At 67.9% G+C, this 22,905-nt stretch carries 19 protein-coding genes; 3 read left to right on the top strand and 16 right to left on the bottom strand.

The window, feature by feature from the left end; translation table 11 throughout:
• Nucleotides 1-9: 9 nt before the first annotated feature.
• The 5 genes from V5F63_RS04145 to V5F63_RS04165 all read right to left on the bottom strand — a co-directional run bounded on the left by V5F63_RS04145 (nucleotide 10) and on the right by V5F63_RS04165 (nucleotide 3,740).
• A complete protein-coding gene (locus V5F63_RS04145; protein WP_209487838.1) occupies nucleotides 10-1,044 on the bottom strand; it encodes a cyclase family protein in 1,035 nt (344 codons plus the stop codon).
• Nucleotides 1,045-1,071: 27 nt separating this feature from the next.
• Nucleotides 1,072-1,791 (bottom strand): SDR family oxidoreductase, encoded by a 720-nt coding sequence (locus V5F63_RS04150; RefSeq protein ID WP_209487839.1) that lies wholly within the window; start codon nucleotides 1,789-1,791, stop codon nucleotides 1,072-1,074.
• Nucleotides 1,788-2,096 (bottom strand): YciI family protein, encoded by a 309-nt coding sequence (locus V5F63_RS04155; protein ID WP_209487840.1) that lies wholly within the window; start codon nucleotides 2,094-2,096, stop codon nucleotides 1,788-1,790. The genes V5F63_RS04150 and V5F63_RS04155 overlap by 4 nt, the downstream gene beginning before the upstream one ends.
• 23 nt (nucleotides 2,097-2,119) lie before the next feature.
• Nucleotides 2,120-2,395: a muconolactone Delta-isomerase gene (gene catC, locus V5F63_RS04160; protein ID WP_169124412.1), complete on the bottom strand. Its 276-nt coding sequence runs from the start codon at nucleotides 2,393-2,395 to the stop codon at nucleotides 2,120-2,122.
• Between the two features lie 121 nt (nucleotides 2,396-2,516).
• Complete coding sequence (locus tag V5F63_RS04165) at nucleotides 2,517-3,740, bottom strand: ABC transporter substrate-binding protein (protein ID WP_209487842.1); 1,224 nt, start codon at nucleotides 3,738-3,740, stop codon at nucleotides 2,517-2,519.
• Between the two features lie 377 nt (nucleotides 3,741-4,117).
• Between V5F63_RS04165 and V5F63_RS04170 the strand changes: the two genes are divergently transcribed.
• Nucleotides 4,118-5,149: a 3-hydroxyacyl-CoA dehydrogenase gene (locus V5F63_RS04170; RefSeq protein WP_394101665.1), complete on the top strand. Its 1,032-nt coding sequence runs from the start codon at nucleotides 4,118-4,120 to the stop codon at nucleotides 5,147-5,149.
• Nucleotides 5,146-5,913: an IclR family transcriptional regulator gene (locus tag V5F63_RS04175; RefSeq protein WP_209487844.1), complete on the top strand. Its 768-nt coding sequence runs from the start codon at nucleotides 5,146-5,148 to the stop codon at nucleotides 5,911-5,913. Before V5F63_RS04170 ends, V5F63_RS04175 begins: the two co-directional genes overlap by 4 nt.
• Before the next feature lie 12 nt (nucleotides 5,914-5,925).
• Here V5F63_RS04175 and V5F63_RS04180 read toward each other — a convergent pair whose 3' ends face one another.
• The 11 genes from V5F63_RS04180 to V5F63_RS04230 all read right to left on the bottom strand — a co-directional run bounded on the left by V5F63_RS04180 (nucleotide 5,926) and on the right by V5F63_RS04230 (nucleotide 20,669).
• The gene (locus tag V5F63_RS04180; RefSeq protein WP_394101666.1) at nucleotides 5,926-7,005 is read right to left on the bottom strand and encodes a helix-turn-helix transcriptional regulator; all 1,080 of its coding nucleotides are present in this window, start codon (nucleotides 7,003-7,005) and stop codon (nucleotides 5,926-5,928) included.
• Nucleotides 7,006-7,290: 285 nt separating this feature from the next.
• A complete protein-coding gene (locus V5F63_RS04185; protein ID WP_394101667.1) occupies nucleotides 7,291-8,430 on the bottom strand; it encodes an aminomethyl transferase family protein in 1,140 nt (379 codons plus the stop codon).
• Between the two features lie 19 nt (nucleotides 8,431-8,449).
• Complete coding sequence (locus V5F63_RS04190) at nucleotides 8,450-10,165, bottom strand: trimethylamine N-oxide permease (RefSeq protein WP_394101668.1); 1,716 nt, start codon at nucleotides 10,163-10,165, stop codon at nucleotides 8,450-8,452.
• Nucleotides 10,166-10,353: 188 nt separating this feature from the next.
• Nucleotides 10,354-11,325 carry an electron transfer flavoprotein subunit alpha/FixB family protein gene (locus V5F63_RS04195; RefSeq protein WP_394101669.1) on the bottom strand — a complete coding sequence of 324 codons (972 nt, stop codon included), beginning with the start codon at nucleotides 11,323-11,325 and terminating at the stop codon, nucleotides 10,354-10,356.
• Nucleotides 11,325-12,119: an electron transfer flavoprotein subunit beta/FixA family protein gene (locus tag V5F63_RS04200; protein ID WP_394101670.1), complete on the bottom strand. Its 795-nt coding sequence runs from the start codon at nucleotides 12,117-12,119 to the stop codon at nucleotides 11,325-11,327. Before V5F63_RS04200 ends, V5F63_RS04195 begins: the two co-directional genes overlap by 1 nt.
• A gap of 8 nt (nucleotides 12,120-12,127) precedes the next feature.
• Entirely contained in the window at nucleotides 12,128-13,531 is a 1,404-nt protein-coding gene (locus V5F63_RS04205) for a hypothetical protein (RefSeq protein WP_394101671.1), read from the bottom strand.
• A 3-nt stretch (nucleotides 13,532-13,534) separates the two neighbouring features.
• Nucleotides 13,535-15,697: a heterodisulfide reductase-related iron-sulfur binding cluster gene (locus tag V5F63_RS04210; protein WP_394101672.1), complete on the bottom strand. Its 2,163-nt coding sequence runs from the start codon at nucleotides 15,695-15,697 to the stop codon at nucleotides 13,535-13,537.
• A gap of 141 nt (nucleotides 15,698-15,838) precedes the next feature.
• Nucleotides 15,839-18,046: an oxidoreductase gene (locus tag V5F63_RS04215; protein WP_394101673.1), complete on the bottom strand. Its 2,208-nt coding sequence runs from the start codon at nucleotides 18,044-18,046 to the stop codon at nucleotides 15,839-15,841.
• Nucleotides 18,047-18,384: 338 nt separating this feature from the next.
• Nucleotides 18,385-18,705 (bottom strand): hypothetical protein, encoded by a 321-nt coding sequence (locus V5F63_RS04220; protein WP_209487853.1) that lies wholly within the window; start codon nucleotides 18,703-18,705, stop codon nucleotides 18,385-18,387.
• Nucleotides 18,706-18,775: 70 nt separating this feature from the next.
• On the bottom strand, nucleotides 18,776-20,071 hold the full coding sequence (locus tag V5F63_RS04225; protein WP_394101674.1) for a PP2C family protein-serine/threonine phosphatase: 1,296 nt from the start codon (nucleotides 20,069-20,071) through the stop codon (nucleotides 18,776-18,778).
• A 172-nt stretch (nucleotides 20,072-20,243) separates the two neighbouring features.
• Nucleotides 20,244-20,669, bottom strand: a complete 426-nt coding sequence (locus V5F63_RS04230) for a potassium channel family protein (RefSeq protein WP_245327366.1) — start codon at nucleotides 20,667-20,669, stop codon at nucleotides 20,244-20,246.
• 266 nt (nucleotides 20,670-20,935) lie between these two features.
• Between V5F63_RS04230 and typA the strand changes: the two genes are divergently transcribed.
• Entirely contained in the window at nucleotides 20,936-22,765 is a 1,830-nt protein-coding gene (gene typA, locus V5F63_RS04235; RefSeq protein WP_394030353.1) for a translational GTPase TypA, read from the top strand.
• Nucleotides 22,766-22,905 lie beyond the last annotated feature (140 nt).

Consider the following 22,905-nt stretch of genomic DNA (forward strand, 5'->3'; position numbering starts at 1 on the left):
TGTGGAAGATCACACGGTGGCGATGGGGGTGACGGGAGAGCCCACGGCGCCGGGCAGGCGCAGCGGCGGGGCGGTAAGGAGGAAGCGATTACGGCCGGCGGCCTTGAGATGGGCGGCGAGATCGGCCAGCCACCACAATTCGCCGAGCGGAACGCCGAGCCTGAACAGGCAATGGTGGTGCAGCGGCATGGCCGCCTGCGTCGTGGCGGCGAGGCGCTTCGCCGGCAGATGCTCCACCGCATAATTGTCGGCGACGAGGGCGGCGATGCGGCTATCCGAGATCCATTGCAGCAGGCGCGCGTCGCGGCCGTCGAGGGCGGCGCAGCTTTTGCTCAGGATCGCGCCGTCGGGGATGCCGTTCATCTCCATCACGACCTGCGTGAAGCCGGTGTAGAGGCAGAGGATATCGCCCTCTTCCACGGTCACGCCTTGGGCGTCCATGGCCCGCATGAGATCGTCATAGCCGACAAGATGGCGCGCGCGGCCGAAGAGGGAGAGCAAATCCACCAGCACGCCGCGGCCCTGCACGCCATGGAGGGCGGCGTTGTGGATGCCCAGACGATGCGCGCCAGAGGCGATACCGCGCGCCTCGGCGTCGCGCGGGCCGACGATATCTGTTCCGGCACGGAAGCCATTGTAATAGACCGGCTCTGGTCGGCCCTCCCCGCTCACGTCGAACAGCGCCCCCACATGGGCGAAGCTGTCCCACTGGGTGGAGTATTGCAGGCAGATCTCCACCTTGTCGTCGCTCACCACGTCGACAAGGCTCGCATCCTCTACGCACAGCTGCGCGTTGAAGCGCGGCGCGTCCTCGGTGCCGGTGGGCTTCAGCACGGGCGGCAGCCGACGCACGTTCAGCACGTTGCCGCCGGGGCGGTCGAGGGGCAGGCTGAGGCAGAAGGTGCGGCCCTCCTTCACCTCGGTGACGGCGGCGCGCACCTTGTCGGGGGTGATGAGGTTGAGGCGGCCGAGCTCGTCGTCCGGGCCGAAGTCGCCCCAGGTGGAGCCTTCGGGGCGGCGGGTCCAGCGGGGATTGGACGGCATGCGGTCTCCTTTGACGGGCGGTGCCTTTCAGACCGCGCCCTTGCCCACCGTGATGCCGCCGCAGACCGGCAGCGTCTGGCCGGTGATAAAGCCGGCCTCGTCCGAGAGGAAGAACGAAACCGCCTGCGCCACGTCCTCCGGGGTGCCCATGCGGCCGACGGGGATGGCCTCCACGATGGCGCGGGTGCGCGGGGCGTCGGGCGGGTTGGCTGTAGTGAACAATGGCGTGGCGATGGGGCCGGGCGCGACCGCGTTCACAGTGATGCCGTCCTTGCCCAGTTCCAGCGCCCAGGTGCGGGTGGCGCCGATGAGCCCCGCCTTGCTGGCGGCATAGGCGGTGCGCAACTCCTTGCCATAGGCGGCGCGGCTCGAAACGTTGACGATGCGCCCGAAGCGTGCCGCCCGCATGCCCGCGAGGAGCGCCTGCGTGGCCTGGATGGCGACGCCGAGATTGAGCCGCATGACCGCGGCGAAATCATCCGCAGTGGTGTCGTCGAGGCTGGCGGGTCGCACCATGCCCACGTTGTTCACGAGGCGGGTGATGGGGCCGTGCGAGAGGGCTTCCGCGAGGGCGGCGGTGGTCGCGGCCTCGTCCATGAGGTTGACGCAGATGAAGCGGGCATCGAGATCGGCGGGGGGCGGCTCACGGTCCAGCACCACGACGGCGCGGCCGGCGGCCAGTTCCTGCCGCGCTACCGCGAGGCCGATGCCGCTCGATCCGCCGGTGACCAGGGTCCGCGGGCTCATTTCGCCTCCGGCAGGTAGCACACGCCGTCCACATAGGCCTTGCGCCAGCGCTGGATCTGGACACGCTCGAACAGGCCGGCGGTGAAGAAGGGGTCGGCGGCGATGAAGGCTTCCGCCTCCGCCCGCGTCTCCAGCGCCACCACATAGAGCCCGCCGCCGGCGGCGTTGCCGTCGTCGTCCAGCTTGGCGCCGCAGGCGAGCAGCAGGTGCTTGTGCGCATCGAGGAAGGCGAGGTGGGTGTCCCGCACCTGAGCACGCAAGTCCAGCGTGCCGGGCTTGTCGAAGGTCTCGATCATGTAGGGCATGCGGTGATCCTTCGGGCGCGGCTTCAGATGGCGGAGGGGTGGCGCGCCAGGGGCGTCACCTTGATGTCCATGAAGGGGAAGAGGGGGAGCGAGGAGAGGAGCGTGTGCAGTTCGTCCACGCTCGAAACGTCGAAGATGGAGACGTTGGCGTAGCGCCCCGCGATGCGCCACAGATGCACCCACTTGCCCTGCCGCTGAAGATCCTGCGCATAGGCCTTCTCCGCCGCCTTGATGGCGTCCGCTTTCTCGGCCGGGAAGTCGTGCGGGATGTTCACCTGCATCTCGACATGGAACAGCATGGGCTTCGCCTTCTTGACCGTGCGGAGATAAGGAAAAACCCCGGGCGCCCGCGCCGCAAGTGCGCGCGGGCGCCCGGGGCGCGCGCCGGGTCCGGGAGGAGACGGGCCGGCGCGCGCGAGATTACTTCTTCACCAGCGGGCAGGTGCTCTCGCTGAGCGGCTGGAAGGCCTCGTCGCCGGGGATCACGCGGACGATCTCGTAATAGTCCCAGGGGCCCTTGGACTCCTTGGGGGACTTCACCTTGGCCAGATACATGTCGTGGACCATGCGGCCATCGGGGCGGATCTTGCCGTTCTTGGCGAACATGTCCTCGATGGGCAGCTCACGCATCTTGGCGATCACCTTCTCGCCCTCGTCGGTGCCGGCGGCCTCGGCGGCCTTCAGATAGTGCAGCACGGATGAATAGACGCCGGCATGAACCATGGTGGGCATCTTGCCCTTCATGCGCTCGGCGAAGCGCTTGGAGAAGGCGCGGGTCTTGTCGTCCGTATCCCAGTAGAAGCCAGTGGTCAGCACCATGCCCTGGGCGGCGTCGAGGCCCACCGAGTGGATGTCGGTGAGGAACAGGAGCAGCGCCGCGAGCGTCTGGCCGCCCTGGGTGATGCCGAACTCGCGGGCCTGCTTGATGGTGTTGATGGTGTCGGAGCCGGCGTTCGCCATGGCAATGATCTTGGCGCCGGAAGCCTGCGCCTGGAGCAGATAGGACGATACGTCGGAAGAGCCGAAGGGATGGGCCACCGAGCCCTTCACCGTGCCGCCCTTTTCCTTCACGATCTTGGCCACCTGGTTCTCCAGGTCGTGGCCGAAGGTGTAGTCGGCGGTGATGAAGTACCAGGTCTTGTAGCCTTCGCTCACCAGCGCGTTGCCGGTGCCGGCGGCCAGCGAATAGACGTCGTAGGTCCAGTGCAGGCCGGTGGGCGAGCAGGCCTTGTTGGTCAGCGACATGGACGCCGCGCCGGAATTGATGTCGACCTTGCCCTTCTCCTTGGCCACCTCGCGCACCGCGAGCGCCGCCACGGAGCCATTGATGTCAAAGATGGCGTCCACGTCCTGCGTATCATACCACTTGCGGGCGGTGGCGGAGGCGATGTCCGCCTTGTTCTGGTGGTCGGCGGAGACGAGCTCGACCGGCTTGCCGTTGATGGGCTTGCCGAAGTCCTCGATGGCCATCTTCGCGGCTTCCACCGATCCCGAGCCTGCGAGGTCCGAATAGGCCCCCGACATATCGGTCAGCACGCCGATCTTCACGCCGCCGCCGGCATATTGGGCGGCCGCGGGGGCGACCATCATAGCGCTGGCGAGGAGCGCGGCCGCGAAGGACGCAGCGAGAGCCTTGGTCTTCATATTTCCTCCATCGAGCTCAACGCGGGACTGAAGTGGCCGGTTGGTCAGCACATCCGCACGCCGGCGTTCCGTTTCGCTTCCGGCGGCCCGCTGCGCGCCCCGATCGGGGCTTGGGCGGGGCTCGTCGCGCAAACTTCCGTTTGTGCGATATGCGCACTATATTGCGTAGTTTGGTACGGCGTAGCTGCGATCGCAGTCAAGGAGAATCGATGCTGCATCTGCGAACTGGTCGATCGATACTGGAATAAATATATAATTTACAGTTATTTGATTCACTTGAGTCTCGCTCCGGTTGCGTTTCAGATCCTGCGTCCTTGCTTTCCTCTCTTGTTCGCATTACGAACATATATTGTTTAGAACGCACATTGGGGCGCGCCATGAGCGAAGGCCGGAGCGGACCCGTCACTCTCGTGGGCGGTGGGAGCATGGGTGTGGGCTGGGCCATCGTGTTCGCCCGGGCAGGCCTCGACGTGAGGGTCCATGATGCATCGACGGACGTTCGCGGCGCCGTTCTGCCCGCCGTCGAAGAGCGTCTCGCGATGCTCACCGCGCACGGGCTGCTGGATGAGTCCCCGCAGGCGGTGATGGCGTGCGTGAGCGTGGTCGATACGCTCGCTGATGCCCTGGATGGTGCCATCCATGTGCAGGAGAGCGTCCCCGAGCGGCTGGACCTGAAGATCGCGCTGTTTCGCGCGATGGACGAGATGGCGCCGCCGGATGCGGTCCTCGCCAGCTCCACCTCCTCGCTCCCGGCCTCGGAGTTCGCCGGTGGTCTGCCCGGCCGCGCGCGGTGCCTCGTCGCCCATCCGGCCAATCCGCCCCATCTGCTTCCGATCGTCGAGATCGTGCCCGCCCCCTTCACCGATGCAGCTGCCGCCGCCCGCACGCGCGCGCTCATGGCGCGGGCAGGGCAGGTGCCGGTGGTGCTGAAGCGCGAGGTGAACGGCTTCATCTACAATCGCCTCCAGGGTGCCGTGCTGCGCGAAGCCTATTGGATGCTGGAGCAGGGCATCGCGGATGTGGCGGACATCGACAAGGTGATGACCTCGGGCCTGGGGCTCCGCTGGTCCGTCGTGGGCCCGTTCGAGACGGCAGATCTCAACTATCGCGGCGGCCTCGCCGAGCATGCCCAGCGCATGGGCGAGCGCTATCGGCAGATGGGGGCCGAGCGCGGCCAGCCAGAAGGATGGAGCGAGGCCCTCGTCGCCCGCGCCACGGCCGAGCGGCGGGCGCTGCTGCCGCTGGAGGACTGGGAGGCTCGCGTCGCCTGGCGCGACGAGCGTCTGATGGCGGCGCGCGCTGCCGAGCAGGCGGCCGACATAAGCCGGGCCGCTGGGCAGGCGGACGCCGGCCCCTATCATGCGCCGGCCGGGCACTCCGCCGCCAGCGGTTCGCAGGAGGGGGCATGACGACGGGCGAGGACAAGGACTACGTCCAGTCCCTCGTACGCGGCCTCGAGGTGATCCGCGCCTTCAGCCAGTACAAGCCGCGCATGACGCTGAGCGAGGTGGCGCAGCACACCGGCCTTACCCGCGCCGCTGCCCGCCGCTTCCTGCTCACTCTGGTGCGCGGGGGCTATGCGGAGACCGACGGAAAGCTCTTTGCCCTGCGCCCCAAGGTGCTGGAGCTGGGCTTCGCCTATCTCTCCTCTTTGCCCTTGTGGGAGGTGGCGCAGCCGGTGATGCGCGACGTGGTCAATTCCCTGCAGGAATCCTGCTCCCTCTCGGTGCTGGACGGTGACGATATCGTCTACGTGGCGCGCGTGCCGACGGCGCGGGTGATGACGATTGGCCTGTCCATCGGCTCGCGCCTGCCTGCCTTCTGCAGCTCCATGGGGCGCGTTCTACTTTCGGGCCTCCCGCCAGCGGAACTCGCGGTTTTCTATGACCGCGTGAAAATCGAGAAGCGCACGCCCCGCACGGTGGCCACCATGGTGGCCCTGAAGGAGGCTGTGGAGAATGCGCGCCGGCAGGGCTGGGCGCTGGTGGACCAGGAGCTGGAACTCGGCCTGCGTTCGATCGCCGTTCCGGTGCGCAACCGGCGTGGGGAGGTGCTGGCCGCCCTCAATGTTTCCACCCATGAGGGGCGCTGCTCCATCGAGGCGATGCGCACCCGCTTCCTGCCGGCGCTTCTCGATGCCGCCCAGCGCATTTCGGCAGCGCTGCCGCAATAGCCGGCCTCTGCTTTAGCGCGCCCCGATGGACTGCATCACGTGCTTGACCAGCGCGCGCTCGGAGCCGACGCCGGTCTTGCGATACATGCGCAGCCGGCAGTTCTTGATGGTGCCCTTGCTGAGGCTCAGTTTCTGGGCGATCTCGCCGGTGGTCTGACCGTTCATCAGAAGCAGCAGGATTTCGCGCTCGCGCGGCGTGAAGATGCCCAGCGCGTCCTCCAGCAGGCGGTCGGGATCGTCCTCCGCCCCGCGCTGCGGCGCATCGAGCACATACATGCGCCCGCCCGGCGCGAGCGGAAAATCGCGGTCGAAGACCTCCACCTTCACGCTCAGCGGCCCCGAGGCATGGATCGTCCCGGCCGGAGCGACGCGCAGAGCCTCCACCGCATCGGCGAGGGCGGGCGCGCGCCGGGCGGCGTCGCGCCAGGCATCGTTGGCGAAGACATCCACGCCGAAGCGGTCCTCGATGAGGGTGGGCCGGGTGATGAATCCTTCCACCTGCGCCCCGCGCGGGTTGCGCAAATCGTTGAACAGGGCGCCGAGGTGGGAGCGGTGGAAGCCCTCCAGCATGGGGAAGATGAGCCGCGCGCGCTCGATGTCGGTCTGTGAGAAGCGGCCCGTTTCCCGCTCGAGGAACAGGCCGAAGCAGCAATGGCCGACGGTGGAGAAGAACATGCCCAGTTCGTCGGAGATGCTGGCCAGCGTCTGGAAAACCTTGTGGTACATGTCCCACGACTGGCCGGGAGAGCGCACGTCGTTCAGCATCAGCACGCCGGGACTGCCGTTGTTCCTCCAGTATTCGGAGAAGGGGTCCACGGACGAATAGAGGTTGGAATAATAGGCGACCACGTCGCTCGCCACGTCCTTGGTGTAGAGCACATCCGGCGGCGCCACGCGTGAATAGCGGATGATCCAGCAGGCATCGTGGTTGATGGCGGCGCCGGCGAGTTCCACCAGCTCGCGATGGAAGCGGTCCGAACCGATCGAGCGGGCCACATCGCCCACGCGCGCGAACCAGTCCGGGCTGTTCAGGCGCACGGCGCTGTAGCGGGCAGAAAGGGCAGCGGGCCGGGGGTGATCGGCATCGACCATGGCAACGTGCCCCAACGGATTCGCCACACGCGAAATTCTTGTTGCGGCGAATAAAGCCGAAGCTTCGGCGCTTGGCAATTCTGGGGACGCGAAGGGACCATGTAGCGGGGCTCGTTCAGAAAAATGGGGCCGGCCGACGCCGGCCCCAAGTGGGAAGGGCCGGAGAGCGCGATTGGGACGGCACGCTCTCCGGCAGCGCCCAGGGGGGAAGCCCCTCAGGACGCGCCTCGGAGGCAGCGCGTCGGAGGGAGCCCTGGGGCACGACGGCCTGAGGTGGCTAAGGTTTCAGGCCGTACGTTCTTCAAGCGGGTGGGTGCGCAGGCGCAGCGGGTCGTAGAAGGGCGTCTTCACCACCCGCGCCACGAACGTGCCATCGGCCCCATGGACCTCCAACTCGGTGCCGCAGGTGGCAAGCTCCGGCGTCACGTGGGCAAGGGCGAGGGAGCGCATGAGGTAGTGGCTGTAGGCGGTGGAGTTCAGAAGTCCCACCTCCCTGCCGTCCCGGAACAGCTTGGCGCCGGGCTCGACGGCAGCGTGGTGGTCGATCTCCACCCCCACCTGCGCCACCCGCTCCTGGCCCTTGCGGCGCACCAGCGCGTCACGGCCGCGGAAGGCGGGCTTCGACAGGTCCACGGTCCAGCCGAGGCCCACTTCCCACGGGGTCGTGTCGCCCTGCGGCATGTCATAGGGGAAGAACAGGAGGCCGCCCTCCACCCGCACCACGTCGAGGCAGGACCAGGAGGCCGGCATGGCCCCGAACGGCTGTCCGGCGGCGAGGATGGCGTCCCACAAGGCGACCGCATCCGCCGCCGCGCAGAACACCTCGTAGCCCCGCTCGCCGGAGTATCCGCCGCGGGCGATGGAGACGGGGCGGCCGAACAGGGTCGTCCGCTGGTGCCCGAAATAGGGCAGGGTCTCCAGCGCAAACGGGGTGTTCGGGTTGAGGATGTCGAGCGCCTTCGGCCCCTGCAGGGACATGATGTGGACGTCGTTGTCCTTGGTGAAGGTCACGTCCCGGCCCGCCGCAACGCCGGGCAGGATGTCCTCCAGCGAACCGCCGCCGTGGGAGATGCGATAGGCGTTCGGCCCGTCGCAATAGATCAGCACGTCGTCGATGAGGGAGCCGTTCTCGTCCACGACGCTGGTGAGCGAGGAGGCGCCGGGCGCGATCTTCGAGATGTCCGAGGTGCACATCTCGTTCAGCACGGCGAGCGCTTCCTTGCCTGCCACGTCGATGATGCGCAGCGCGGAGACGTCGAACAGGCCGGCGGCAGTACGCACCGCGATCACCTCGTCATAGGTGTCGGTGGCGTAGTTCTGCGGCACCGGCATGTCGTTCCAGGAGGCCTCGAAGGCGGTGCCGAGCGCGCGGTGCCGGTCGGACAGCGCGGAGAGGCGCGAGAAGGCGGAAAGTCCCTGTGTCATCCTGCATGTTCCTTGCGGATCAGAGGTGGAAGAAGAGGTTGGAGAGGATCACCACCGCGACGCCGGCGATGAGCGTCAGATAGGGCAGGATGCCGGCGCGCTTCTGGGTCTTCGTCCCATCGCCGACCTGCAGATCCTCGAAGGTCTCGTGCGGGAACTTGCCGCCGTCCTGCACATAGTGCCGGAAGATGAAGACCGGGATGATGAGGGCGGCGGTGATGAGCCCCGCCCACAGCGCCACCGGGTTCCACACCTTGGCGCCGGCGCCCATGAAGACCGCATTGGCGAAGGCGAACACGGTCCCGAGCACGATGAGGATGGTGGGGGCCTTGTAGGGCCGCGCCACGTGACCGGAATCGATGCGGTGGATCCAGCCGGAGTTGAGGTTCAGGAAGTTGAAGATGATGTAGCCGACATTGGCGACGGCCAGCACGAAGAAGAAGCTGGTGGCGTCCGCGCAGGCGATGGCGAGCAGCACGAGGTTGAACCACAGGTCCGCCCACATGGCCCGCGTGGGCGCGCCGTGCTCGTTCACATGGTCGAGGAAGCGGGGCAGCCAGCCGTCCACGGCGCCTTGGTAGAGGGTGCGCGAGGAGCCCGCCATGGCCGTCATGATGGACAGCATGAGGGCGAGGATCATGAGCATCACGAGGGCGCTCTCGATGACCTTGCCGCCGCCCACCATGTGGGCTAGCGCCTGGGCGACGCCCGAGCCGTCCACGATGGCCGGGTCCAGCATTCCCGAAAGTCCCAGCGCGCCCTGGAAGGTGAAGGGCACGAGGATGAAGAGCGCGAGGCACAGAAGGCCCGAATAGAAGATGGCCTTGAAGGTGTCCTTCTCGGGATTGCGGAATTCGCTCGTGTAGCAGACGGCGGTCTCGAAGCCGTAGGTGGACCAGGCGGCGATGAACAGGCCGCCGAGCACCAGCGTCCAGCCCGGGATGTTCCAGCTGCCGGGATCGGCCGCGCCGGCGGCGGCCAGCGGCACCAGCGGCGAGAAGTTGGCCCAGTCCACCTTGCCGGTGAGGATCGGCACGAGGCCGACAATGACCATGGGAATGATGACCGAGAGGCCGATCCACTTCTGCACGCTAGCGGTGCCCATGATGCCCCGGTGCTGGATGGCGAACACCACCAGCATCAGCGTCGCGCCCACGAAGAAGGAGGCGTTCAGGGAGAAGGAGACGGGGCCGATGGCGTGGGAGAACAGCGTCCAGTCGCGCACCGCCGGCGTCAGCGCCGCCACCGCGGCGGCGGCCTTCTCGGCATCGGTGCCGGTGAGGGTGGTGGCATGGGCGGCGATCCACTGCGCCACCTCGGGGCTGTTTACTGCCGGCACCGGGGCGAAGGCGTTGAGGATGTAGGCGGCGGCGATGGAGCAGCCGAGCGAGAGCACCGGGCTCCAGGCAAACCAGTTGCACCACACCGAGAGCGGCGCCACCAGCTTCACGTAGCGCACCCAGGCGGCCGCGCCATAGATGGAGGCGCCGCCCGACTTGTTCGGGAACAGGCCGGCGATCTCGGCATAGATGAAGGACTGGATGAAGCCCATGCCGATGGAGATGGCCCAGATCAGAAACGAGAGCGTCCCGGTGGTGCCGGCGATGCCGCCGATGGAGAACAGCACCAAAGCAGGCACGCCGCTCGCCACCCAGAAGGCGCCGGTCCAGCTGATGGAGCGGTGCAGTTTCCCGTCACCCTCCGTTGTCGCGTGAATGTTGGTTATCGTCGTCACGGTGTCCTCCCTTGCCCGGTGCTTTCAGGCGACGGCGCGCGTGCCCGGCCCGGATGGTGTTTGTCGTCACCTCTGCTGCGCTTCCGATGAATTCGGAGGTCGCTCTTCTTGCCTCTGGATGCGATCGACAGGGCCTGCGGCCGGGACCGATTTGGCGCTCGGTCCCGGCCCGGATTTTCAGCTGTGCTCTACTGGATGCCCTTCTGCTTCCGCAGTTCCTCGGCGATCTCCAGCATGTCGCCGACGATGCCGTAGCGGGCGATGGTGAAGATGGAGGCCTCGGGGTCCTTGTTGATCGCCACGATGGTCTCCACGTGCTTCATGCCCCACTGGTGCTGCACCGAGCCGGAGATGCCCATGGCGATGTAGAGGTTGCACTTGGCCGCCAGCTGGCCGGACTGGCCCACCTGCCGCGCCTTGGGCAGCCAGCCGTTGTCGGCGATGGGCCGCGAGCAGCCGAGCGTCGCGCCGAGGCCGTCCGCCAGCTCCAGGAACTGCGCCACGTTCGCCTCGTCCCCGACCCCGCGGCCGATGGAGAGGATGAAGGGCGAGCCCGGAATGTCGATGCCGCCGGAGGCCGGCGGATCACGCCAGTCGAGGTGCTTGCTGCGCGCCGTGCCATCGCCCGCCTCAAGGGCGGACACGGCCGGGCTGGCCGGCGTCGTCTCCGGCGCGAAGGCGCCGCCGCGCAGGGTGAGGAGCACGCCGGTGCGGCCGGGAAAGTCGATCTCCACGAAGACCTTCTCGTTGTAGCCGGCACGCGTCGCCACCACCTCGCCGTCCTCGACCGCGACACCGAACACGTCGGTGGCAAAGCCGAGGCCCTCGCCGATGGCGACGGCGGGCGCGAGGGAGAAGCTGTCCACGCTGTGCGACATCAGCACCAGCGCGGGCGAGCGCTCGGCGATCACGCTGCGCAGCACCGCCTCGTAGACATGCGGTTCGTAGGTCGCCGCATCGGGGCGGGCGACGGTGATGACCTCGTCCACCGCGCCCACGCTGACCGCCTTGGCGAGCGGGGCGGGATCGGCCGCGATGACGAGGACTGTGACGGGACCGCCGAGGACGGCCTTGAGCGTGCCGGCGGCGCCGATGGCCTCCAGAGTGGCATCGCGCAGGGTGCCGCGCCGGTGCTCGGCCAGGATGAGAATGCCGGACATCAGCCGTTCACCTCCGAAATGATCTCAAGAAGACGGGCCGCCTGCTGGGAGGGGGTGCCCGCGATGATCTCGCCGCGCCCGCGCTCGGGCACGAACACGCGCCGCACCCGGCTGAGCGCGCCGGCGCCGCCGATCTCGGCAGCGGCAAGGCCGATGTCTTGGGGCGTCAGGCACTCGATGGGCTTGGCGTTGGCCTGCTTGATGGAGCGCAGGGAGGCATAGCGCGGCGTGTTGATGCCGAGCTGGATGGTGAGCACCGCGGGCGTCTCGACCTCGATGCGCTCCACGAGCCCGCCTTCCAGCTCGCGCTCCACCTGAGCGGTGGCGGCGCCCGGCGTGAAGTCGAGCTTCGACACCACCGCCGTGCGCGCCCAGCCGAGCAGCGCCGCGACCGACATACCTGTCTGGGCGTGGCCCTGGTCGGCGGATTGCGCGCCGCACAGCACGAGGCCGGGCTCCTCGTTCTCCGCCACCTGGGCGATGACGCGGGCGATGGCCACGCGGTCCGCCTCTTCGAGGCCGGTATCGTCCACGCGGATGGCGCGGTCGGCACCCTTGGCGAGGGCCTTGCGCAGCACGTCGTCGGCATCGTCGGGGCCGATGGTCAGCACCACCACCTCGACCGTGCCCTCGGGCGCGGCTTCCTTGATCTGGACCGCCGCTTCCAGCGCGTATTCGTCGAATTCGTTGAGGTCGAACTCGCAGAAATCGGGATCGACGTCGCGGCCATCGTCGTTGAGCTCGAACTCGTCATCAAGCGAGGCGATGCGTTTCACCGGCACGAGTATCTTCATGGGTGTCCTCACGGCTGTGGGAAGGTTTCGAGGTGCCTGCGTGCGGCGCGCCCGGCGGCCGCTGCGTGGGTGGCGGCGCGCTTGCCCACCGCGAAGCGCACCTGCGGCGCGCCGTCGTCGGCTGAGCTCCAGGCATCCGCGACCGGAAGGTTCGGATGGCGCACGGCGAAAGCGCGGTTGAGGGGATAGGGATCGTCCAGCAGCAGGCGCAGGGCGGCTGCGGGCGCAACCGGATTGAGCGCCACCGCGCGCCGCACGTCCGCCTGCCCGTGCCGGGCCAGGCGGCGGAGCACCGTTTCCCGCGCCTGCGGATTGCGGGCGACGGCGGAGGCCACATCCACCCCGTCTTCCAGTTCGAGGGCGCGCAGGGGCTCGGCCGGTAGGTCGGGACGGCAGGCGACGGCGGCGCGCACCCATTCGTCGCCATCGCGGGCGAGGGTCGCGAGCACGTCGGCGGGGCAGGCCGGATTGCGGCCGGCGGCATGACGCACCCGCGCTTCGGCATCACTGCCGAGCCGCTGGATGAGAGCCGCCGGCAAAGCCGGATTGCGGGCGAGCCAGACGCGCACCCACACGTCGCCGTCGCGAGAAAGCGCCTCTGCCAGATCCTCCGGCAGGGTCACATGGCGGGCCTGGGCGCGGCGCACCCGCACGTCGGTGTCGCCCGCCAGCGAAACCCCCTGGCCCTCCGCATGGCCGCGCAGGGCCTCCGCCCGCACGGCCGGATCGGGATCGCCCATCAGCGCCTGCCTGAGGCTCGGCGGCAGAACGGGATTGGTGGCTGCCCGGCGGCGGATGGCGGCATCGGCATCGACGCACGCATCGGCGACCTGCGTGAGTGGGCAATGGGGGTGAGCTACCGCCTCGGCGCGCACCACGGCATCGCCGCCGGCAAGGAGGGTGCGCAGCAGGTCACCGTCCGCCTGTGGATGGCGGGCGAGTGCGGCGCGCTCCGCGGCATCCGCGTGGTCCAGCAGGGCATGGAGGGCGACAGCCGGCGTTCCGGCATTGCGCAGCAGTGCGGCGCGCACGGGCGCCTCCGAATGCATGGCGAGGCCGATCAGAGCGATGGCCGGTGTGTTGGCATGGGCCGCCAGCGCCGCGCGCGTCGCTGCATCATCCATCTGCCGGGCGATGCGCAGCAGCGTCGCGCCCGACGCGGCAGGGTTGCGCAGGATGCGCTGGAGGATGGCGGGCCGATCCTCGCCGGCGAGGAGGGCGAGGAAAGCCGGCGGCGCGAAGGGCAGGGCGGCAAACACCAGCTTCAGTCGCGCGTCCGAGAGAAGCAGCCGCGCCAGCGCTGCCTGCGCCCACTCAGCGCCCTCCGCCCCATAGGCCGGCAGTGCCAGATAGGCGTCGCCCCGGGCGATCAGCGCACCCGTCAGCGCGGCCATGTTGCCGGGCGCACCCATCGCTCAGCCGACCTCGGCGGGGGCGGGGAGGAGGGCGGGCTCCTCGGGCTCCAGCGCCTCGGCGAGAAGCTCGGTCAGTTCCAGCACCCGGAAGTTGCGTTCGTTGCCGGTGGTCTTCACCGCGTCCTCGAGCATGGTCATGCACTTGGGGCAGTTGACCACCAGAGCATCGAGGCCATGGATCGCGGCGGCTTCCCGCGCGCGGATCTCGCCCACTTTCGTGGTGCCGGGCGGGTCGGGCACCCACACCCGCCCGCCGCCACCGCCGCAGCAGAAGGAATTGTCCCGGCTCTTCCCCATCTCCACCAGCGTCACGCCGGTGGCCGCGAGCACCTCGCGCGGGGCGTCATAGCCCCTGTTGAGGCGGCCGAGGTGGCAGGGGTCGTGATAGGTGACGGTGAAGTCGAGCTTCCGGGCGGGAGTGATGCGCCCGTCCGCCATCAGCTCCTTCAGGAAGGCGCTGGCGTGGCTGACGTCATAGGTGCCGCCGAGGTCGGAATATTCGTTCTTCAGCGTGTTGAAGGAGTGCGGATCGGTGGTGACGATGCGGTTGAAGCTGCAATCGCCGAGCGTCGAGATGTTGCCTTCCGCGAGCTGCTGGAACAGGCCCTCTTCGCCCACCCGGCGCACGTCGTTTCCGGCCGTGGTCTCGCCTTCGTAGAGGATGCCGAAGTCGATGCCCGCGGAATGGAGGATGCGGGCGAAGGCACGGCTGACCTTCTGGTTACGCGGGTCGAAGCTCGCATAGTCGCCCACGAACCAGAGCACATCCACCGGCTCCTTGCGGGCGTCCTTGATCTTGAACGGCAGGTCCTTGGTCCAGTTGGGGCGCTTGCGGCGGCTTTCATTGAAGCAGTTGCCGGTCTTGTTCACCGCCCCGAGGGTGCGCTGGAGCGCCGGGTCCATCTCGCCTTCGTCCACCAAAGTGCGGCGGAGCATGTTGATGAGCGGCACGTGCTCCACCCCCACCGGGCAGATCTCCGTGCAGGCGCCGCACTGGCGGCAGGACCACAGGGTCTCCGGCCGGTATTCGCCGGTGGCGAGACCGATGAGCGGCGTGGCGCAGCCGGCGGCGCGGGGCTTCGGCAGCACCTCGCCGAGATGGGTGTTGGCCTGCTCGCGCAGCGTCAGAACCACGTCGCGCGGGGAGAGCGGATAGCCGGCAGCCCGCGCCGGGCAGGCCTCGTGGCAGCGGCCGCACTTGGTGCAGGCGTCCGCCTGGACGAGATAGCGGCTCGCAACGTCGCCCAGCTCGCGATAGCCGATGCGCGCGGCATCGAGATCGCCGAGCGGCAGATGGCGGATCGCCTCGGGATTGCGCAGCAGCCAGGAAGCGGCGGCGGTGAAGATGTGCTTCGCCTTGGTGTAGGGGATGAGCGCGATGAATGTGAGCGCCAGCACGCCGTGCAGCCACCACAGCCCCATGCGTAGGGCGCCTGCGCCGGCGCTGGTGAAGCCCACCGCCTTCAGCCCGGCGGCGATGGACGCGCCGACCGGGGCCCACCAGCGCGTGTCCCACACCGCGGGATCGTTCTGGAGCCACACCATGCGCGCGCCGGAGAGCAGGAAGCCGGTGACGCCGATGAGCAGCAGGGTCCAGAGAAACGCCCAGTCCTCGATGCGGTAGCGCTCGCGGGAGAAGTCGGCATCCTGCGGCGTGCGGTCGGGCCGCGCATAATCGAGCTTCGGCGGCTTCAGCCAGCCGCGCCGCCACATCATGTAGAGGAGGCCGCAGATGAAGCCGGTGCCGGCCAGGGTCATCGTGAGCTTGAACAGCAAATAGAAGGGGCCGTGCCAGAATTTAAGGCCGATGAGCGGGCCGAGAATGTCTTCCTGCAGGGTGATGGTGGCGGTGCCGATGAACAGCAGCGCGAAGCCGTAGAAAATGAAGGCATGAAGCCGCCCGGCCACGGTGTCGCGCCGGCGCAGCGTGCGATGGGAGGCGATGGTCTTCGCTGTGTCGAGCAGCCTGCGGCCGATGTCGCCCCAGGCGAGGCGCGCGCCCCGGCGTCCGGCGCGATACTTGTGAACCTGGGCGTAGACGCCCCAGGCGAACGCCGCCATGCAGCCGATGGCATAGACATAGAAGATCGCGAGCATCCAGGGCGAAAAGTCCTGGAACAGGATGCGCGTGACCTTGGATGGGTCGATGCCGCTCGGAATCATGTGCTCTTCGCCCTCTGATCTTTTTCTTGATTGCGTTCGTGCAAATGCCCGTTCCGGCCGAGGGATTGGACCCCGACGACGGCGGGCATGCGGGGCGCGTGATCTGCCGCGCCCCGCCCGCTCTGACCAGGACGAGGGGAACTAGCCCTGGTAGCGGATCTCGTAAGAGCCGCCCGGCTGGTAGGGCGCGCCGTAGACGGCGGCCTCGCGCCGGTAGGGCTTGGGCTCCTGCGGGTTCGCCTCCTCGATCTCGCGGGCCAGGCGCTGCCCGTCGAAGGTGGCGTCGGCGATGAGCTTGGGCGCCCAGGCGTCGCCGATCACGTACACGCCCTTGATGCCGCGGGCATCCCACTCGCCGGAGCGCGCCTTGAGGGCCCGGAACAGGGCATCCTCGGAGCGGCGGGCGGTGACCAGCACGAGGGTGTCGTACTCGTGCCAGGCGTGGGTGGTGTTGGCGCTGCGCGGCATCTTGCCGGGGCCGGTATAGACGCGCTTATGCCCGTCGCCCCAGAGGTTGTAGAGCTCGATCCGGCCGTCTTCCACGCGGCTCGCCCAGGTGCTGGAGAGCACGTTGATGTGCAGCTCGTGCAGCATGCGGTGCATGTTCGGCGCTTCAAGGGTGAAGTGCATGTAGCGGCCGAGTTCCACGCCCGACGCCACCGTCACCTGATGCCCCGCCTCCGCCAGTTTCTGCGCGAGGCTCGGCGCCATGTAATAGGGGTCGGCATTGAGGATCATCACCCGCTTGCCGATGGGCTTGGTGCCGAGGATCACGTCTTCCGGCGTGAGCACATTGGCGCGCGGCGTGCCCTCCAGGCCCGGAATGGGCGCGTGGGTGAGGCAGTTGGTGCCGTCCGTGACCCAATGGGCACCGGTGGCGATCACCACCTTGTCGGCGCCGTAGGAGAGCACGTCTTCCACCGAGAGCTTCTTGCCGCCGAGGGCGATCTGGCTGTCGCGGTTGCGCTTCACCAGCTTGTTCAGCTGCACTTCGCGATAGTCGCGGTGATAGCTCCATTCGCCGAGGCCGGGGAGGGTGGCCACTTCGTTCACATAGCCGCCGATCTTCTCGGCGCTGTCCACGAGATGGACCACATAGCCGCGCTCCATGAGCACGCGGGCGCACTCGGAGCCGGAGGGGCCGGCCCCCACCACCAGGATGGCATCGTCCGAACCCTTCTTGGGGAAGCGCTCGGGATGCCAGCCGCGGCGGAATTCCTCGCCGGCGGTGGCGTTCTGGGTGCAGATCATGGGCGGGCCGCCGATCTCCCAGCGGGAGATGCAGACGTTGCAGCCGATGCAGGTGCGGATGTCGTCGAGGCGGCCGTCGCGGATCTTCTCAGGCAGGAACGGATCGGCGATGGAGGGGCGGGCGGCGCCGATCACGTCCAGCTCGCCGTTGCGGATGACTTCGACCATCTTCTCCGGATCGGTGAAGCGGCCGACGCCCAGCACGACCTTCTTCGAGGCCTGCTTCACGAACTTCTGCCAGGAGAGCTGGTGGCCCTGACGGTAGAAGCGGGAGGGACCGGCATCCTCGCCCCACTCGGCGATGTCGCCCACGTTCACGTCCCACAGGTCCACGAGGTCGTCGGCCAATTCGACGAACTTGAGGCCGTCGCGCTCCACCTCGATGCCGTCCTCGCCGATCAGCGTATCGACGGCGAAGCGGGTGGCGATGGCGCATTCGGAGCCCACGGCCGCCTTCATCTGCTCCAGGGTCTCGATCCAGAAGCGGGCGCGGTTCTCGAAGCTGCCGCCGTACTTGTCGGTGCGCTTGTTGTAATATTTGGAGAGGAACTGCAGCGGCAGATAGGAGTGGGCGCCATAGCAATAGATGATGTCGAAGCCGGCATCGCGGGCGCGGCGCGCCGCCTCGACGTAGAAGCCCTGCACACGACGGATGTCGTCGTGGTCCATCTCGTGGCAATAGGTGAGGGATTCGAACTCGGAGGCATACTGGCTCGGGCCGCGCGCGGTCTGGCGGGTCTCCATGCACGGGGCGTGGGCGCCGCCGTACCACAGCTCGACACCGGCAAGGGCGCCGTACTTATGGATTTCCGAGGTCATCGCGGCGAGGTTGCGCACGTCGCCCTCGTCCCAGATGCGGGCGGAAACGCGGTGCGTGTCGTCGGATTCCGGGTGGATGGAACAGTATTCGGTGTTCAGGGCCGCCCAGCCGCCTTCGGCCTTCAGCGAGCGGTGCGCGGCCTGGAAGCCGGGCTTGTCGGAACCGGCACCGATGCAGTGCGGCACCTGGTAGAAGCGGTTCCGAAGGGTTTTCGGCCCGATCTTGATGGGCTCGAAAAGAATATCGTATTTGCTGACACCCAGCGTTTCGTGCGTCATCTCGACTCCCCGTAAATAATCCGGAAGGCAGGTGTGTGACGACCGGATCTCTTCGCCGAAAAAGACAAGCAGAAGGCTCTGCGCGCACGGGTGCGCACACCGATACTGTCGCTTCTCGATGAAGAGCTTGCTTGTCTGTTCCCGGTCGTTTTCTTATTGGGATAAGTCTAACGCGCCGGGCCATGTCTCCGGCAATAGTGCCAAATGGCACTATCGTGACATGCGGCACTGCAAGATCAGGATCGACTGATGCCGGGGGTCACTGCTTGACGTAGAGTAAAGCGCGTGCGGGTTCGCAGCCTTTGCGATGGCCTGGGACTGATCGGCTGGCGGCGCCCTCAGGCTACCGGCGAGCGCATTTCCTCACCGAGCACGGCTTCCACGTCGGACAGGATGCGCCGGAACTCCTCGTCCACACGCCGCTCGAAGGCGAAGGCGGCGTCGGCTTCCAGGCCCGCGTCCTCGTGGGCATCATGAAACGTGAGCTTCTGGCTGATGGCCTCCACCAGCGCCGTTCGCAGGGTGTCGTCCCGCGCCATCAGCTGCAGCACCAGCACCAGCAGCTTGCGATGGGCGGCGGCGGCGATGTCCAGCTCCAGCGGTGTACGGGCCGGCAGGCTCTCGCCCTGTGAGAGGTGGGTGCTGTTCTTGTCGGCCATGGCGGTTCTCCGCTTGCTCGCCCCTTCGGGCAACACCGGCGGGGCGACGGGGTTCCGCGCACCGCGAGGATCAGCGCGGGCCGAGCGTGACCGCCAGCGCGGTCATGTCGTCGAACTGCGGCGCGGTATCGGCCCAGCGGATCACGGTGTCGAAGATGCCGGACAGGAAGGCCTCGGCCGCAAGGTCGGGCGCGGCCGCGAGTGCGGCCTGAGCCGCGGCTTCGAGCCGTGCTTCGCCGAAGGCTTCCTCGGCGGGATCGAACGCATCTGTGAGCCCGTCCGAGAACAGGAACAGCCGATCGCCAGGCGCGAGCGCGACGGTCTCGGCACGGGTACGGGCGCCTTCCATCATGGCGAGCGCCGGCCCCGTGGCCACGGGGCGCTCCACCGCGCCGTCCGCGCGCAGGATCATGCAGTCGGTATGGCCGCAATTGCAGTAGGTGAGGATGCCGGTGTCGAGGTCGATGACACCGCAGAACAGGGTGACGAACATGTCCTCGCCATTGGTGGCGCAGAGCAGGTCGTTCACCCGCGCCACCGCGACGGCGAGGTCGGGCTCGCTCCGGAGCACCATGCGCAGCGCGGTCTGGGTGGCGCTCATGAACAAAGCGGCGGGGGTGCCCTTGCCGGCCACGTCCCCCAGCGTCACCACAAGCCGGCGGCCGTCGATGATGAAGTAATCGTAGAAATCGCCGCCCACGTCCTTGGCCGGGCGCATGGCGGCGAAGATATCCGCCTTGCCGTCCAGCACGTCCGGCCGCAGGGGCGGGGGCAGCATGGCGCGCTGGATGGCGGCGGCGTTCGCCATCTCGCGCCGCTCCGCCGCCCGGCTCATGATGGCCTCGGCGAGCCGGCGGAAGGAGTGGGAGAAATCCACCATCTCGGGGAGTGGATTGCGCAGGTCGTCGAGCAACGCGAGGTCGAACTCGCGCCGCTCCAGCGCGTTGAGCGCGTTGGCATAGAAGCCGAAGACCTGGTTGAACGTCTCGAAGCGGCGGCCGAACTGGCGCATCACCGCGGACAGGAGATCGGGATGCACTAGCCCGGCCGCTTCGAGCGCTTCAGCCGAAAGGCGCACCGCGCGGATGGGGGTGAGGGCGTCCACATGGGCGGTGCGGGCGACGCCGGTGAAGGCGGCGATCTCGCCGATCACGGCCGGCGCCTCAAGCTGTGCCAACTGGACGTGCTCGTAGGGGGTGTCGATGGTGACGACGGCCGTGCCCTCGAACACCAGAAGCGCGAAGGTGCCGACATCGCCCCGTCGCAGCAGGCGCGTGCCGGCGGGAACGTCCATCCATTCGCCACCTGCGATGAGGGCGCTGAGTTCCGCCAGGGGAAACGCCGCGAAATAGGGGTGGCGCGCCATTGCCTGCGCGGCCGCAGACACAAGCTGCGCGATCTTGTCCGGAGCCCCGGGGTCCGGTGCCGTCTGCTGCGTTGCTCCTGGTGTCATCGTCCGCTGCGCGCCCCTCGCGATGCACCACTATAGCGCAGGCCGGGCGGGACGGCCTTACCTCAAACGCGGGAAAGCCGGAGGCCTACTTGATGTGCAACTGGGTGATGGCCCGCGACAGCACGGCGAACAGCACGGCCGTGGACCAGCCGAACAGGAGCATGCCGTTGGCCGCCGTCATAGGCCCGAGGATGCGCCAGGGCCGGGCCGGGATGAGGTCGCCGTAGCCCAGTGTCGTGAAATTGACGAAGGCGAAATAATAGACGTTGTCGATCTCGGTCGCCCCCGTGATCGCATAAAGCTGCGCCCACACCAGCACCTCCAGCAGGTGAAAGACCGTGAGGAGCGTACCCGCGGCGGCCATGACCACGACGAGGGCCTCGATCTTGCGCCGCCCACTGACGTGGCGCGCGGCGTAACGCACCATCTTGATGACGCAGAGGGTGGCCATGGCCTGGATCGCGATGGTGATGACGCTCACCAGAAGACCCGAAATGAACGCCCCGTCCATCCACGTCCCCATCGATTTCCCCGTTTCGTGGGTAGGTCCCAGAACCTGCCTGATGGACCAGTCCGGTCGCGACAGCAAGGGGTGGCGGCGCGCACGCGCCACGCCTTGGCGCGGCGGGTGGTGGAAGCCACGCAAGGGGGCAGGGTGACAGGGTCGCGGTGCCGGCGCATTGATCTTGCGCGGTTTGTGTGTATTTTGCGCCGCAAAATACCCCTTTCCCGGCGGGCCCGAGCCATTCGGACCCGCGTTTTCGTGCTGGACGGCCCATGAAGCTGCGGAACATCGCCATTATCGCCCACGTCGACCACGGCAAGACCACGCTGGTGGACGAGCTGCTGAAGCAGTCGGGGTCCTACCGCGAGAACCAGCGGGTCGCCGAGCGCGTGATGGATTCGAACGACCTCGAAAAGGAGCGCGGTATCACAATCCTTGCCAAGGCCACCTCGGTGGTCTGGAAGGACACGCGCATCAACATCGTCGACACCCCCGGCCACGCCGATTTCGGCGGCGAGGTGGAGCGCATCCTGAACATGGTGGACGGTGCCATCGTGCTGGTGGACGCCGCGGAAGGCCCCATGCCGCAGACCAAGTTCGTGGTCGGCAAGGCGCTCAAGATCGGCCTGAAGCCGATCGTCGCCATCAACAAGGTGGACCGCTCCGACGCCCGGCCGACCGAGGTCATCAACGAGGTGTTCGACCTGTTCGCGGCCCTCGACGCTACCGACGACCAGCTCGACTTCCCCATCCTCTACGGCTCCGGCCGCAGCGGCTGGATGGCCGACAGCCCGGAAGGCCCCATGGACCAGGGCATGGCGCCCCTGTTCGATCTGGTGCTGAAGCACGTGCCCGAGCCCACCGTGGACGACGGCCCCTTCCGCATGATCGGCACGCTGCTGGAGGCCAACCCCTTCCTCGGCCGCATGATCACCGGCCGCATCACCTCCGGCTCCATCAAGCCGAACCAGGCCATCAAGGTGCTGGCGCAGGACGGCTCCCTGGTGGAGCAGGGCCGCGTCTCCAAGATCCTCGCCTTCCGCGGCATCGAGCGCCAGCCCATCGAGGAAGGCGTGCAGGGCGACATCGTCGCTATCGCCGGTCTCTCCAAGGGCACGGTGGCCGACACCTTCTGCGCGCTCGAAGTGACCGAGGCCATGGCGGCCCAGCCCATCGATCCGCCCACCGTCACCATGTCGTTCATCGTGAACGACTCCCCCCTCGCCGGCACCGAGGGCGACAAGGTGACCAGCCGCGTCATCCGCGACCGCCTGTTCCGCGAGGCGGAAGGCAATGTGGCGCTGAAGATCGAGGAATCCACCGAGAAGGACTCCTTCTTCGTCTCCGGCCGTGGCGAACTTCAGCTCGCCGTGCTGATCGAGACCATGCGCCGCGAGGGCTTCGAGCTCGCCGTGTCGCGTCCCCGCGTGGTGTTCCAGAAGGACGAGGCCACCGGCCAGACCCTCGAGCCCATCGAGGAAGTGCTGATCGACGTGGATGAGGAATATTCCGGCACCGTCGTCCAGAAGATGAGCGAGCGCCGCGCCGAGATGATCGAGATGCGCCCCTCCGGCGGCAATCGCCAGCGCCTCGTCTTCTACGCCCCCACCCGCGGCCTCATCGGCTACCAGTCGGAGCTGCTCACCGACACCCGCGGCACGGCCATCATGAACCGGCTGTTCCACGAATACGCGCCCTATCGCGGCGAGATCGCCGGTCGCACCAACGGCGTGCTCATCGCCAATGCGGCGGGCGAGGCGGTGGCCTACGCCCTGTGGAACCTGGAAGACCGCGGCCCGATGATGATCGAGCCCGGCTGGAAGGTGTACCAGGGCATGCTCATCGGCGTTCACAACCGGGACAACGACCTGGAAGTGAACGTGCTGAAGGGCAAGCAGCTCACCAACATCCGCACCACCTCCAAGGACGAGGCGGTGCGCCTCACCCCGCCCATCCGCATGACGCTGGAGCGCGCGCTGGCCTGGATCCAGGACGACGAGCTGGTGGAAGTGACCCCCAAGTCCATCCGCCTGCGCAAGCGCCTGCTCGATCCCAACGACCGCAAGCGCGAGGAGCGCAAGAAGGAAAGCGAGATGGCCTGAGGGCCATCCGCGACCGGGTTTTGAAGAGGGCAGCGGTTCCGGCCGCTGCCCTTTTTGTTTGGCGGCGACGGCCGTCTGGCGCGCGGGCATGGGGACTCCCTCTCCCCTTGCGGGAGAGGGTTGGGGTGAGGGGTGTGGCG

This window comes from Xanthobacter wiegelii (genome assembly GCF_043193855.2).
GTDB lineage: Bacteria > Pseudomonadota > Alphaproteobacteria > Rhizobiales > Xanthobacteraceae > Xanthobacter > Xanthobacter flavus_A.